Below are 13,929 nucleotides of genomic sequence, written 5' to 3'. Positions count from 1 at the left end.
ACGACGGGCGTCACGGTCGTGCCGGATCAGGCCGACAGGCCCAACTCCCGCGCGATCAGCATCCGCTGCACCTCACTGGTGCCCTCGCCGATCTCCAGGATCTTCGAGTCGCGCCACATCCGGGCCACCGGGTACTCGTTCATGAAGCCGTACCCGCCGTGGATCTGGGTCGCCTCGCGGGCGTTGTCCACCGCCACCGTGGAGGAGTACAGCTTCGCGATGGCCGCCTCCTTCTTGAACGGCTCGCCCAGGACCAGGCGCGAGGCCGCGTCCCGCCAGCCGATCCGGGCCATGTGCGCCCGGGTCTCCATGTCCGCGATCTTGAACTGGATGGCCTGGTTGTCGCCGATCGGCCGTCCGAAGGCGTGACGTTCCTTCGCGTACTTCACGGACTCGTCCACACAGCCCTGCGCCAGGCCCGTCGCGAGTGCCGCGATGGCGACCCGGCCCTCGTCCAGGATCCGGAGGAACTGCGCGTATCCCCGGCCCTCCTCGCCCAGCAGGTTCCCCACCGGCACCCGGACGTCGTCGAAGGACAGCTCGCGGGTGTCCGAGGCGTTCCAGCCGACCTTGGAGTACGGGGCGGCGACCGTGAAGCCCGGGGTGCCGGAGGGGACGATGATCGAGGAGATCAGCGGGCGCCCGTCGGGCTTGCGGCCGGTGACCGCCGTGACCGTCACCAGGCCCGTGATGTCCGTGCCGGAGTTGGTGATGAAGCACTTCGAGCCGTTGATCACCCACTCGTCGCCGTCGCGGACGGCCGTCGTGCGGGTGCCGCCCGCGTCCGAGCCCGCGCCGGGCTCGGTCAGGCCGAACGCGCCCAGGAGCTCGCCCGCGCACAGCCTCGGCAGCCACTCCCGCTTCTGCTCCTCGGTGCCGAACAGGTGCAGCGGCATCGCGCCCAGCGAGACGCCCGCCTCCAGGGTGATGGCCACCGAGGAGTCCACCCGGGCCAGCTCCTCCAGGGCGATCCCGAGGGCCAGGTAGTCGCCGCCCATGCCGCCGTACTCCTCGGGGAACGGCAGCCCGAACAGGCCCATGCGGCCCATCTCGCGGACGATCTCGTACGGGAACTCGTGCCGCTCGTAGTAGTCGCCGATCTTCGGCGCGACCACGTCGTGGGCGAACGCCTCGACGGTGCGGCGGAGTTCCTGGTGCTCGGCGGAGAGCCGGTGGTCGAGGGACATGGGGCTGTTCACTCCTTGTGGGAGAGGGCGCGGACGGTACGGGACGGGCTGGGCCGGCCCAGCTGTTCGGCCATCCACACGCTCGTGGCGGTGAGGGCGGCCAGATCGACCCCGGTCTCGATGCCGAGGCCGTCGAGCATCCACACGAGGTCCTCGGTGGCGAGGTTGCCGGTCGCGCTCTTCGCGTACGGGCAGCCGCCGAGGCCGCCGGCGGAGGCGTCGACCGTGGTCACCCCGTGCCGCAGCGCGGCCAGGGTGTTGGACAGGGCCTGCCCGTAGGTGTCGTGGAAGTGCACGGCGATGCGGGAGGCGGGGATCCCGGCCTCGTCCAGCGCGGTGAGCAGCGCCTCCACGTGGCCGGGGGTGGCGACGCCGATGGTGTCGCCGAGGCTCAGCTCGTCGCAGCCCATGTCGGCGAGGGCCTTGGCGACCCGGACGACCCGCTCGATCGGGACCGGGCCCTCCCAGGGGTCGCCGAAGCACATCGACAGGTAGCCGCGGACCTTCAGACCGGCCTCTATGGCCCGGATGACGGTCGGCGCGAAGAGGGCGAGGGCCTCGTCCACGGTCCGGTTGAGGTTGGCCCTGGCGAAGGACTCGGTGGCCGAGGCGAAGACGGCGATCTCCCGGGCGCCGAGCGCGAGGGCCCGGTCGAGCCCGCGCTCGTTCGGCACCAGGACCGGGAGGCGGACCGGGAGGTCGCGGACCAGCGGGAACAGGTCCTCGGCGTCGGCGAGCTGGGGCACCCACTTCGGGTGCACGAAGCTGGTCGCCTCGACGGTGCCGAGCCCGGCGGCGGCGAGACGGCGGACGAACTCCGCCTTCACCTCCGTCGGGACGGCCGTCTTCTCGTTCTGGAGGCCGTCGCGGGCCCCGACCTCGTGGATCCGGACCCGGGCGGGGAGCCCGCGGCCGGGGACGGTCATCGGCAGTCCGGCGGCGCTCACGCGTCCTCCCCGGGGGTCTCGTGCGGGGTCACCACGGCCAGGACCTGGTCCATGGCGACGGTGGTGCCGGGCGTGACGTCCAGCTCGGTGACGGTGCCGGCGTGCGGGGCGGAGATGACGTGCTCCATCTTCATCGCCTCCACGACGAGCAGGCTCTGACCGGCCTCCACCTCGTCCCCGACGGCCACCTTGACGACGGTCACGGTGCCGGGCATCGGCGCGGCCAGCGTGTCCGCGCCGCCCCGCCCGGCCCCGCTGAGCGCGGCCTCGACGGGGTCGTGGTCGAGCACGTGCCAGGAGTCGCCGTCGCGGCCGAGCCAGGCGCCGGCGCGGTGGAAGCGGTGGCCGACCCCGTCCACGACGACCGTCACCGAGGCGCCGGTGACCCGGGCGCCGGGCGGCGCCTCCACCGTGACCGGTTCGAGGCCCGGTACGCGCAGGGGGAAGGCGAGCGGGGCCGGAGCGCCGCCCAGGCGCCAGCCGTTCGGCACCGAGAAGGGGTCCGTCCAGCCGTCCCGGGGCGCCGGGGCCAGCTCCGCGAGCCGTACGGCCGCCGCCGCCGCGTACACCTCGGCCGGGACGTCCTTCGGGACCAGCCCCTCCGCCTCGCGCTCCACCAGGCCGGTGTCCAGGGCGCCCTTCACCACGTCCTCGTGGGCGAGGAGGCGGCGCAGGAAGCCCGCGTTGGTGGGGACGCCGAGGGTGACCGTGTCCGCGAGGGCCGCGCGCAGCCGGCGCAGGGCCGTGGGGCGGTCCGGGGCGTGCACGATGACCTTCGACAGCATCGGGTCGTAGAGGGACGAGACCTCGGTGCCCTCGCTCAGGCCCGAGTCCGTACGCGCTCCGCCGCCCTGCGGCTCGTTCAGCGCCAGGACCGTGCCGCCCGAGGGCAGGAAGCCGCGGGACGGGTCCTCGGCGCAGATCCGGGCCTCGATCGCCCAGCCGTCCAGGCGGACGTCCTCCTGGGCGAAGGGCAGCGGCTCGCCGGCGGCGACCCGCAGCTGCCACTCCACCAGGTCGACGCCGGTGATCAGCTCGGTCACCGGGTGCTCGACCTGGAGCCGGGTGTTCATCTCCATGAAGCAGTACGAGGCGGGGTCGCCGCCCGGGACGATGAACTCGACCGTGCCCGCGCCCACATAGCCGCAGGACCGGGCCGCCTCCACCGCCGCCGCGCCCATCGCCGCCCGGAGCTCCGGGGTCAGCAGGACGCTCGGCGCCTCCTCCACGATCTTCTGGTGGCGCCGCTGGAGCGAGCACTCGCGCTCCCCGAGGTGCAGCACGTTCCCGTGGGCGTCGGCGAGGACCTGGATCTCGATGTGCCGGGGCCGGTCGATCCACCGCTCCACCAGCAGCGTGTCGTCGCCGAAGGAGGCGCGGGCCTCGCGCCGGGCCGCCGCGATCTCCTCGTCCAGGACCGCCAGGTCCCGCACGAGCCGCATGCCCTTGCCGCCGCCGCCCGCGCTGGGCTTGAGCAGCACGGGCGCGCCCAGTTCGCGGGCGGCCTCGGCCAGTTCGGGATCGGCGGCGCCCGGGACGACGGGCACGCCCGCCGCCTTCACGGTCTCCTTCGCCCGGATCTTGTCGCCCATCAGGGAGATCGCCTCGGCGGACGGCCCGATGAAGACGAGCCCCGCCTCCGCGCAGGCCCGCGCGAAGCCGGCGTTCTCCGCGAGGAAGCCGTAGCCGGGGTGGACGGCCTGCGCGCCGGTGCGGCGGGCCGCGTCCAGCAGCGCGGGCACGGACAGGTACGACTCGGCGGCCGGCGGCGGGCCGATCCGCACCGCCGTGTCCGCCTCCCGCACGTGCCGGGCGTCGGCGTCCGCGTCGCTGTACACGGCCACCGAGCGCACGCCGAGCTCCCGCAGGGTGCGGATGACCCGGACCGCGATCTCGCCCCGGTTGGCGACGAGGACGGTGTCGAACATGGACGGCATCTCCTGGGATCCCCTCACATCCGTGGACTGCATCTCCTGGGACATCTCCTGGAGCCCTCTCACATCCGGAAGACGCCGAACTGGGGGTCACCCAGGGGCGCGTTGGCACAGGCGGTCAGGGCGAGTCCGAGGACCTGCCGGGTCTCCAGGGGGTCGATGACCCCGTCGTCCCACAGCCGGGCGGTGGCGTAGTAGGCGCTGCCCTGGGTCTCGTACTGCTCGCGGATCGGGGCCTTGAAGGCCTCTTCCTCCTCCGCGCTCCAGTCGTCGCCGAGCTGGTCGCGCTTGACGGTCGCGAGGACGGAGGCGGCCTGCTCGCCGCCCATGACCGAGATCTTGGCGTTGGGCCACATCCACAGGAAGCGGGGGGAGTAGGCCCGGCCGCACATCGAGTAGTTGCCCGCGCCGTACGAACCGCCGACGACCACGGTCAGCTTCGGGACCCGGGTGGTGGCCACGGCCGTGACCATCTTGGCGCCGTGCTTGGCGATGCCGCCGTGCTCGTACGCCTTACCGACCATGAAGCCGGTGATGTTCTGGAGGAACACCAGCGGGATGCCGCGCTGGTCGCACAGCTCGATGAAGTGCGCGCCCTTCTGGGCGGACTCGGCGAACAGGATGCCGTTGTTGGCGACGACGCCGACCGGGTGCCCGTGGATCCGGGCGAAGCCGGTGATCAGGGTCTGCCCGTACTCGGCCTTGAACTCCTGGAAGCGGGAGCCGTCCACGACCCGGGCGATGACCTCGCGCACGTCGTAGGGGGTGCGGGAGTCGACGGGCACGGCCCCGTACAGCCCGTACGGGTCGACCTTCGGCTCCTCGGCCGGCTCGACCGACCAGGGCAGCGGGCCGCGCTCCGGGAGCGTGGCGACGATGTTCCGCACGATCCGCAGGGCGTGGGCGTCGTCCTCGGCGAGGTGGTCGGTGACGCCGGAGATCCGGGAGTGGACCTCGCCGCCGCCCAGTTCCTCGGCCGTGACGACCTCGCCGGTCGCGGCCTTCACCAGCGGCGGGCCGCCGAGGAAGATCGTGCCCTGGTTCCGCACGATCACGGCCTCGTCGCTCATCGCGGGGACGTACGCGCCGCCGGCCGTGCAGGAGCCGAGGACGGCCGCGATCTGCGGGATGCCCGCGCCGGACATCCGGGCCTGGTTGTAGAAGATCCGGCCGAAGTGCTCCCGGTCGGGGAAGACCTCGTCCTGCATCGGCAGGAAGGCGCCGCCGGAGTCGACCAGGTAGAGGCAGGGGAGACGGTTCTCCAGGGCCACCTCCTGGGCCCGGAGGTGCTTCTTCACCGTCATCGGGTAGTACGTGCCGCCCTTGACGGTCGCGTCGTTCGCGACGATCACGCACTCGCGGCCCGAGACCCGCCCGATGCCCGCGACGACGCCGGCGGCCGGGGCCTGGCCGCCGTACATGCCGTCGGCCGCGAGCGGGGCCAGCTCCAGGAACGGCGAGCCCGGGTCGAGGAGGGTGTCCACCCGGTCCCGGGGCAGCAGCTTGCCGCGTGCGGTGTGCCGCGCCCGGGACTTCTCACCCCCGCCCAGCGCGGCCGCCGCGAGCTTGGCGCGCAGGGTCGCGGCCAGCTCGTGGTGCGCGGCCTCGTTCGCCTGCCAGGCCGGCGAGGCGGGGTCCGCCGCACTCGACAGCACGGGTGCCTGCTGCATCGACCGATCTCCCTTGTCCGGTTAATGAGCGTTAACGTATGGCGGACAGGTTAACGACCGCTAACGGGGTTGTCTAGAATCGAATCCATGGCCACGACTACGACCGCCGGCGGCAGGACCGACGCCCCCACGCGCCGCGAGCAGATCCTCAAGGAGGCCGCCCGCCTCTTCGCCGAGCGCGGTTTCCACGGCGTGGGCGTGGACGAGATAGGGGCCGCCGTCGGCATCAGCGGCCCCGGCCTCTACCGGCACTTCCCCGGCAAGGACGCGATGCTCGCCGAACTGCTCGTCGGCATCAGCGAGCGGCTCCTCGACGGGGGCCGGCTGCGGGCCGGAGAGGCGGCGGGCGACCCCCGGGCCCTGCTCGGCGCCCTCATCGACGGGCACATCGACTTCGCCCTCGACGACCGGCCCCTGATCACCCTCCACGACCGGGAGCTGGACCGGCTCAGGGACGAGGACCGCAAGCGGGTCCGCAAGCTCCAGCGGCAGTACGTGGAACTGTGGGTGACGACGGTCCGCGAGCTGTACCCGGACGCCCCCGAGAGCGAGGCCCGCACCGCCGTCCACGCGGTCTTCGGCCTGCTCAACTCCACCCCCCACCTGGCCGCCCTCGGCCGCCGCCCCATGGAGGAACTCCTGCGCCGCCTGGCCCACGGGGCCTTCGGGGCGCTCGCGGTCTCCTGACGCTTCCCCGCACCCCCGCCGGTCCACGGGACGGAACGCGGTCCCCGTCGCCCCCGGCGCTCGGACAGAATGAGACCCATGCCGATACTCAGCCGCCCCGCCCTCGTCGAGCACCTCGTCCGCACCCGGATCGCGGGAGACGTCGCCACCCCGCGCGACAACAACCTCTCCCACTACAGAAGGCTCGCCAACGGCGACCGGCACTACTGGCTCGGCCTGGAGCTCGGCGACCGCTGGACCGACGAACAGGACGTGCTCGCCGTGATGGCCGAGCGGTGCGGCGTCGTCGACGACCCGGCCCACCGGACCGGCCAGGACACCATCGACCCCGAGCTGACCGTGGACGCCCTCGACCGGGCCGCCGCCCGGCTGCGCAAGGCCGCCGAGGGCCGGGAGCGGGTCCTCTTCGCGACCGGCCACCCCGGCTCCCTCATCGACGTCCACAGCCGGGTCGCGGCCGCGCTGCGCGCCCGGGGCTGCGACATCGTCCGCATCCCCGGCGGCCTGATCGCGGACGAGGGGTACGTCGTGCAGTTCGCGGACGTCGCCGTCTTCGAGCGGGGCGCCAGCCTCTGGCACACCCACTCCCCGGAGCCGATGAACGCGATCCTGGACGGCCTGGAGGTCCTCGGCGAGCCCGCGCCCGACCTGGTGGTCGCGGACCACGGCTGGGCCGGGCGCGCGGGCCAGCGCGGCATCGACTCCGTCGGCTACGCGGACTGCAACGACCCCGCCCTCTTCCTGGGCGAGGCCGAGGGCACGATGCAGGTCACGATCCCGCTCGACGACCACGTCCTGGACCCCCGCTCCTACGAGCCGATGACCGCGTACCTGCTCGACGCGGCCGGTCTGGGCTGACGCGCGGGCTCACTCCGGCCCGCGCCGCCCCCGGCCCGGCGTCGGGTCCAGGTACACCCGGCGGACCGCCGGCACGCGCGCGCGGAGCCGGTCCTCGGCCTCCTCGCAGGCCCACTCGACCTCCTCGGCCGTGGCCCCGTCCCGGAAGTCGACCTTGGCGGCGACCAGCGCCTCGCCCGGCCCCTGGATGAGGGTCGTCAGGTCGAGCACGCCCGCGACCTGCGGGACGGACAGCAGCTCCGCGCGCACGGCGTCCCGCATCTCCTTCGGCAGCGGGCGGCCGACGAGCAGCTCGGCGTTGGAGCGGCCGAGCACCCAGGCCACGTACACGAGCAGGGCGCCGATGAGGATCGAGGCGATCCCGTCCCAGACGCCGGAACCGGTGAGCTGGCCGCCGAGCAGGCCGCCGGCCGCGAGCAGCAGTCCGGCGAGGGCGGCCGAGTCCTCCATGACGACCGCCTTGACGGTGGTGTCGGGGGTGCGCCGCAGATAGGCCGCGAGCGGGGTGCCCCGCTCCTTCGCCTCGCCCCTGACCTGCCGGAGCCCGGTCCGCAGCGAGAAGCCCTCCAGGAGGAAGGCGAGGGCGAGGACGACGTACGAGACGAGCGGGTCGCCCAGCTCCTCGCCGTGGGTGAGGGTGTGGATCCCGTCGTAGACGGAGAAGACCGCGCCGCCGACGAAGGTCGCGACGGCCGCCAGCATCGCCCAGACGTACCGCTCGCCCGCGTACCCGACCGGGTGGTCCTCGTCGGCCGGCTTCCCGCTCCGCCGGAGCGCGGTGAGCAGCATGACCTCGGTGACGGTGTCGGCGACCGAGTGGGCCGCCTCCGACATCATCGCGCTCGACCCGCTGATCAGACCCGCCACGGCCTTGGCGACGGCGATCCCGAGGTTCGCCCCCGCCGCCACGAGCACGGTGAAGGTGCTCTCGCCGTTCCCGTCCTTCGCCTTTCGCCCCATGGTCGGAACGTATGCCCGGTCAGGAGCGCGGCACGCGAACGACACCCTCCTGGATGACCGAGATGGCCAGCTTCCCGTCCCGCGTCCAGATCCTGGCCTGGCCGAGACCGCGCCCGCCGCCGGAGGAGGGGGACTCCTGGTCGTACAGGAGCCACTCGTCGGCCCGGAAGGGCCGGTGGAACCACATGGCGTGGTCGAGGGAGGCCCCCACCACGTCCCCGACGGCCCAGCCGCCCCGCCCGTGCGCGAGCAGGACGGAGTCGAGCAGCGTCATGTCGGAGACGTACGTCGCCAGACAGACGTGCAGCAGGGGGTCGTCGGCGAGCTTGCCGTTGGTGCGGAACCACACCTGCGAGCGCGGTTCGCGCGGCTCCCCGACCGAGCCCCAGGGCGGGGTGTCCCCGTACCGCAGGTCGAAGGCCGCGCGGGCCTCGACGAGCCGCCGGGCCACGTCCTCCGGCAGGTGCCGGGGCAGCATCTCCCCGGCCGTCGGCAGCGTCTCCGGGTCCGGCGCGGCCGGCACGTCCGCCTGGTGGTCCAGCCCCTCCTCGTACGCCTGGAAGGAGGCGGAGAGGTGGAAGATCGGCTGTCCGTGCTGGACGGCGACGACCCGGCGGGTGGTGAAGGAGCGCCCGTCCCGGATGCGGTCGACCGAGTACACGATCGGCGCGCCGGGGTCGCCGGGACGCAGGAAGTACGCGTGCAGGGAGTGCGCGAGACGGTCTCCGGGCACGGTCCGGCCCGCCGCCACCAGCGCCTGGGCGGCCACCTGGCCGCCGAAGACGCGGGGGACGAGCGAGGACCGGGACCTGCCCCGGAAGATGTCCCGCTCGATCCGCTCCAGGTCGAGCAGATCGAGCAGGGAATCCAGGGCGTCGTGCGCCTCGGGCACCTACAGGCCCATCGACTTCGCGATGATCGACTTCATGATCTCGCTGGTGCCGCCGTAGATGCGGTTGACGCGGTTGTCCGCGTACAGGCGGGCGATCGGGTACTCGTTCATGTAGCCGTAGCCGCCGTGCAGCTGGAGGCAGCGGTCGATGACGCGGTGGGCGACCTCGGTGCAGAACAGCTTGGCGCTCGCGGCCTCGGCCGGGGTCAGCTCGCCCGCGTCCAGGGCCTCCAGGGCGCGGTCCGCGACGGCCTCGGCGGCGTCGACCTCGGCCTGGCAGGCGGCCAGCTCGAACTTGGTGTTCTGGAAGGAGGCGACCGTCTTGCCGAAGACCGTGCGGTCCGTGACGTACTGCTGGGCGAAGCGGACGGCGGCCTTGGCCTGCGCGTAGGCGCCGAAGGCGATGCCCCAGCGCTCGGAGGCCAGGTTGTGGCCCAGGTAGGAGAAGCCCTTGCCCTCCTCGCCGAGCAGGTCCTCGACCGGCACCTTCACGTCGACGAACGCCAGCTCGGCGGTGTCGGAGGTGCGCAGGCCGAGCTTGTCCAGCTTGCGGCCGATCGAGTAGCCCTCGGACGTGGTGTCCACGGCGAAGAGGGAGATGCCGAAGCGGCGGTCCTCGGCCGACGGGGCGGAGGTGCGGGCGCAGACGATCACGCGGTCGGCGTGGACGCCGCCGGTGATGAAGGTCTTGGCGCCGTTGAGGACGTAGTGGGTGCCGTCCTCGGAGAGCTTGGCGGTGGTCTTCATGCCCGCGACGTCGGAGCCGGTGCCCGGCTCGGTCATGGCGAGCGCCCACATCTCCTCGCCGGAGACGAACTTCGGCAGGTAGCGCTTCTTCTGGTCCCCGGTGGCCAGCATCTTGATGTACGGCAGGGCGAGCAGGACGTGGACGCCGGAGCCGCCGAACTGGACGCCCGCGCGCGAGGTCTCCTCGTAGAGGACCGCCTCGAACTTGTGGGTGTCCAGGCCCGCGCCGCCGAACTCCTCGGGCACGTTGATGCCGAAGATGCCCAGCTCGCCGAGCTTGTAGTAGAAGTCGCGGGGCGCCTGGCCGGCCGCGAACCACTCGTCGTAGACGGGGACGACCTCGGCCTCGATGAAGGCCCGGATGGTCTCCCGGAACGCCTCGTGGTCCTCGTCGAATACGGTACGGCGCACGGTGCGACTCCTCCGGTGTGCGGGCCCAGTTTTCTAAGCGCTTGCTCAGTCTGTCGTCAACGAAGTTACCCAGCGGTCACCCACCCTGTCCAGACCTCTCCCCTGTGATCCAGGCCCGCCCCACGGAGTCGTATCCGTACCCGGGCCGCCCCTTCGCCCCGCTCGTCCGAAAGGGTGCGCCGTCCTCGTCCCCGATCCGGACCGTGCCCCGGCGCCCCTCCGAGCTCCACTCCAGCTCCAGGTACCAGCGGCAGTCGCACCCCGCCGTCCCCGCCGAGACCAGCAGCTCCTCCGGCTCGGCGGCGCTGACCGCGTACGGGAAGGAGACCGCCGGGAGCGTCCGGCCCTCCTGCCCGGAGGCGTCGTACCCGTCCCGCGCCCGCGCCACCGGCCGCGGCCGGTCCAGGTCCACCTCGAAGCGGCGCGGCGTCACCGCCCCGCCGCACCCGTCGTCCATCCGGTACGCCGCCCACGGCAGCGGCGCGCCCCGCTGCACCACCCGCACGTGCAGCGCCTGGAGCACCACCGCCGCCGCGCCCCTCCCCTGCACCGACACCCGCACCAGCGTCTCCCCGCCGTCCACGGCCCCCTGCGCCGCCGCCCAGCTCCGCGCGTCGGCCGCCTCCGGCGGGGGAGGGGGCGTCCGCTCGACGAGATAGGTGTGCCCGCACCCGTTCTTCCAGAGGTGCGAGGCGACCGTCCACGTCAGCGGCGCCGGCGGCTCGACGGCCCGCTCCCGGGCCTTCCCGGGCAGGAGTACGGCTCCGAGCGTCACCGCCCCCACGACCGCCAGCGCCCCGCCGACCACGCCCGTCCACCCCCACCGACGCCTCCGCCACCGGGGCGGGAGGTCCGGCACGGGCGCGTGCACGGGTTCCGGCGCGGGCGCGGGCCCGGGCTCGGGTGCCGGCTCCGGCTCCGGGCCGGGCTCGGGCGCCGGAGGGCGGCGGGCGCCGTCCGCGCGGGTCCAGGCCGCCGCCAGGGCCCGTCGCTCCTCCTCGTCCGCCCCGCACAGCAGGGCGAGGCGGTCGACCACGGCGAACTCCTCCGGGACGGTCGCGCCCGAGCAGTAGCGGTGGAGGGTGGACGCGCTGACGCTCAGGCGCCGGCCCAGCGCCTCGTAGCTCCTCCCGTCCCGCGCCTTCAGCGCGCGCACGAGCCGCGCGAACTCCTCGACGGCGACGTCCTTCGGCATTCCATCCCCCTTGACCCCACGTCCCACCCTTCACGTCCTTGCACGTCAGCAGGGGTGGAATGGTTCCGGGACGGGTGGTGGGCGCGGCACCGTTGCCCGGGGCGGGCGGGGGCCCGACGCTGGTGGAGCACCGACCGAACCACCCGACGGGGGATCCACCACCATGAACAAGCTCCGCACCGCACTCGCCGCCCTCACCGCCGCCGCCGGCCTCGTGGCCCTCGCCGCCGTCCCGTCCCAGGCGGACACGGCGGCGGCCCAGCGGGCCCGGGCCGGCCAGGCGTTCCCGTACCCGCACGGCTCCACCTTCCTGACGCCGGCGCAGCTGCCGCCGTCCTCGACGCCGTGGACCGCCACCCGGGTCTTCACCGGCGTCCCGGAGAACGGCGGCGTCCTCTGCGCCCCGTACAAGATCCCGGCGCGGAACACCCGCCACCGCGAGTTCAACACCGAGCTCGACACCAACGGCGTCCAGGTCACCACCGTCGCCCGCACCGAGGCCGACGCCGTGAAGCTGGTCGACACCCTCCGCAAGGCCCTGGCCGGCTGCGGGCCCCTGCTCGAACAGCAGAACCCGGGCCTGCACGCCGTCAGCGCCTCCCACGGCAAGATCGACGTCGAGGAGGGCGCCTGGGTCTACAGCCTGGACACCGCCGACCCGCAGATCGGCAGCACCGACATCCACCTCTTCTCCGTCGGCCGCGACGGCCGCACCGTCACCCTCGTCCGCTGGGGCCAGCTGGGCGATCTCGAGGACGCCCCGCTGACCGCCTTCCGCACCACGACGAAGACCGCCGTCGACAAGCTCGGGTGACACACCGCCTCACCCGAGCGCGAACCACAGCTCCATCCGCACGTCCGGGTCGTCCAGGTCCCGGTCGAGGAGCGCCGCGCAGCGGGCGATGCGCTGGCGGACCGTGTTGCGGTGGACGTCCAGGGCCACCGCCGTCCGGTCCCAGCCGCCGTGCAGGGAGAGCCAGACGCGCAGGGTCTCCCTGAGCGGTTCGCCCAGGGGGGCGAGGAGGGTCCGGGCGTGGGCGGCGGCCTCGTCCGGGTCCACGAGGGACGCGAGGCCGCCGGGGCGGTGGCGCACGAGCGCCGTCCGGGTGGCCTCCGCCCGGCGCAGGGCCCGCGCCGCCTGCGCGTCGGCGGCGGGGAGGTCCCCGGCGGCGGCCGGGGCGGAGACGCCGAGAAACCAGCCGGGCCGGGCGGTGACGGCGGAGGAAGCGGGCAGAAGGAGTCGTACGGAGGCGGGGGCCGCCCCGGAGACACGGGCCGCTCCTGCCTCCCCAAGGGCCTTTCCCGGCGCTGCCGTCGTGTCCGTCTCCCCGGCACCGGTGGCCCCCTCCGGCTCCACCAGCGCCGTCCCCAGCGCCGCCGCCAGGTCCGCCGTCGCGAACGGGGTGCCGTCGCCGCCCCGCGCGTGGACCACCGTCCACGGGCCCGGGTCCAGGGCGGCCGCCGCCTCCGCCGGGGACGCGCCCAGGAGCAGCCGGACCAGGGCCGCGTCCCGTACCGCCGCGTCCGCGCCCCGGTGCGGGGCCGTCAGGAGGGAGAGGAGGACCACCGCGACGCCCGCGATCGTGTGGTCGCCGGGGTCCCGCCGCTCCGTCGCCACCCCCAGGGCCGGCCCGTCGCCGCCGCCCAGCGCGTACGCCGCCAGGCGCAGGCCGCCGCCCTCCCCGCCCGCCGACGCCGGGCCGCCGGGGCGCGGGCCGAGCACCCCCGCCAGCTCCCGCAGCGCCCGGGACGCCTCCGCGGGGACCTCCCGGCCGGCCGTCGCCGCCTCCGTGCCGTCCGGGGCGAAGAGGACCGCGCGGCCGCCGAGCCGGGCGGCGAGCGCGCCGAGGACCGCCGGGACCGGGGCCGGCCGGGCCGCCGCCGTCGCCAGGGCCCGCTGGGCCTCCGTCACCCGGCGCAGCTCGTGCAGCCGGGCCTCCGCCATCAGCCGCCACACCGCCCGCGCCACCGCCGTGAACGGGGTGCGCGGCGGCACCTCCACGAGGGGCAGGCCCCGGCGTTCGCAGGCCCCGACCAGCTCCGCCGGGACCGTGTCGTACACCGGCGTCACGCCGAACGCGAGCGCCGCCGCCCCCGCCTCCGCCACCCGCTCCACGTACCGCGCCGGATCGGCGAGCTGCACGCCCGCCGTCATCAGCAGCTCCCCGCCGAGCAGGTACGGGTACGGGTCGGCCATCTCCGAGGTGTGCACCCAGTGCAGGGAGGCGTCCCCGGGCCCGGCGAGCAGCCGCAGGCCCAGGTCCCGGCGGGCGAGCAGCGCGGCCAGCGGGACCGGCGGGGCCGGGGGAGTGGAGGCGGGGTGCGCGGGGCTCGTCGTCATGGACCCTTCGTACACCACCCGCTCGTACAGTGGAGGAAACGCACACTTCTGCGCCGCTTTCCCGGCGCCTACCGTCGTGCCGGAGAACCAAGCCGGAGAA

Annotated in this window: 12 protein-coding genes; 3 read left to right on the top strand and 9 right to left on the bottom strand. The window is 74.3% G+C overall.

Annotated elements, in window-relative coordinates:
- Positions 1-26 precede the first annotated feature (26 nt).
- The 4 genes from ADL08_RS12665 to ADL08_RS12650 are packed head-to-tail and all read right to left on the bottom strand — an operon-like array spanning position 27 to position 5,738.
- Complete coding sequence (locus tag ADL08_RS12665; protein WP_053642231.1) at positions 27-1,187, bottom strand: acyl-CoA dehydrogenase family protein; 1,161 nt, start codon at positions 1,185-1,187, stop codon at positions 27-29.
- Between the two features lie 8 nt (positions 1,188-1,195).
- Positions 1,196-2,113 (bottom strand): hydroxymethylglutaryl-CoA lyase, encoded by a 918-nt coding sequence (locus ADL08_RS12660; protein ID WP_053642308.1) that lies wholly within the window; start codon positions 2,111-2,113, stop codon positions 1,196-1,198.
- Between the two features lie 17 nt (positions 2,114-2,130).
- The gene (locus ADL08_RS12655; protein WP_053642229.1) at positions 2,131-4,071 is read right to left on the bottom strand and encodes a biotin carboxylase N-terminal domain-containing protein; all 1,941 of its coding nucleotides are present in this window, start codon (positions 4,069-4,071) and stop codon (positions 2,131-2,133) included.
- 59 nt (positions 4,072-4,130) lie between these two features.
- On the bottom strand, positions 4,131-5,738 hold the full coding sequence (locus ADL08_RS12650; RefSeq protein WP_053642227.1) for a carboxyl transferase domain-containing protein: 1,608 nt from the start codon (positions 5,736-5,738) through the stop codon (positions 4,131-4,133).
- An 87-nt stretch (positions 5,739-5,825) separates the two neighbouring features.
- Between ADL08_RS12650 and ADL08_RS12645 the strand changes: the two genes are divergently transcribed.
- Together ADL08_RS12645 and ADL08_RS12640 are read left to right on the top strand one after the other, a co-directional pair.
- Entirely contained in the window at positions 5,826-6,425 is a 600-nt protein-coding gene (locus tag ADL08_RS12645) for a TetR/AcrR family transcriptional regulator (protein WP_053642225.1), read from the top strand.
- 78 nt (positions 6,426-6,503) lie between these two features.
- Positions 6,504-7,283, top strand: a complete 780-nt coding sequence (locus ADL08_RS12640) for a phosphatase (RefSeq protein WP_053642224.1) — start codon at positions 6,504-6,506, stop codon at positions 7,281-7,283.
- A gap of 9 nt (positions 7,284-7,292) precedes the next feature.
- Here the strand turns inward: ADL08_RS12640 and ADL08_RS12635 are convergent, their stop codons facing one another.
- From ADL08_RS12635 to ADL08_RS12620, 4 genes are all read right to left on the bottom strand, one after another.
- A complete protein-coding gene (locus ADL08_RS12635) occupies positions 7,293-8,243 on the bottom strand; it encodes a cation diffusion facilitator family transporter (protein ID WP_053642222.1) in 951 nt (316 codons plus the stop codon).
- Between the two features lie 19 nt (positions 8,244-8,262).
- Complete coding sequence (locus ADL08_RS12630) at positions 8,263-9,135, bottom strand: acyl-CoA thioesterase (protein WP_053642220.1); 873 nt, start codon at positions 9,133-9,135, stop codon at positions 8,263-8,265.
- Positions 9,136-10,293, bottom strand: coding sequence for an acyl-CoA dehydrogenase family protein (locus ADL08_RS12625; protein WP_053642218.1), 1,158 nt, complete (start codon positions 10,291-10,293; stop codon positions 9,136-9,138).
- Positions 10,294-10,369: 76 nt separating this feature from the next.
- Positions 10,370-11,488, bottom strand: a complete 1,119-nt coding sequence (locus tag ADL08_RS12620; protein ID WP_053642216.1) for a helix-turn-helix domain-containing protein — start codon at positions 11,486-11,488, stop codon at positions 10,370-10,372.
- 163 nt (positions 11,489-11,651) lie between these two features.
- Here ADL08_RS12620 and ADL08_RS12615 point away from each other — a divergent pair, with 163 nt between their 5' ends.
- Positions 11,652-12,302 (top strand): hypothetical protein, encoded by a 651-nt coding sequence (locus ADL08_RS12615; protein WP_053642214.1) that lies wholly within the window; start codon positions 11,652-11,654, stop codon positions 12,300-12,302.
- 9 nt (positions 12,303-12,311) lie between these two features.
- On the opposite strand, the gene ADL08_RS12610 is transcribed toward ADL08_RS12615, so the two are convergent.
- Positions 12,312-13,829: a PucR family transcriptional regulator ligand-binding domain-containing protein gene (locus tag ADL08_RS12610; RefSeq protein WP_053642213.1), complete on the bottom strand. Its 1,518-nt coding sequence runs from the start codon at positions 13,827-13,829 to the stop codon at positions 12,312-12,314.
- Between the last annotated feature and the right edge of the window lie 100 nt (positions 13,830-13,929).

The sequence above is a fragment of the Streptomyces sp. NRRL F-6492 genome (assembly GCF_001280125.1).
Classification (GTDB): Bacteria; Actinomycetota; Actinomycetes; order Streptomycetales; family Streptomycetaceae; genus Streptomyces.
This window is presented reverse-complemented; position numbering and strand designations above follow the sequence as displayed.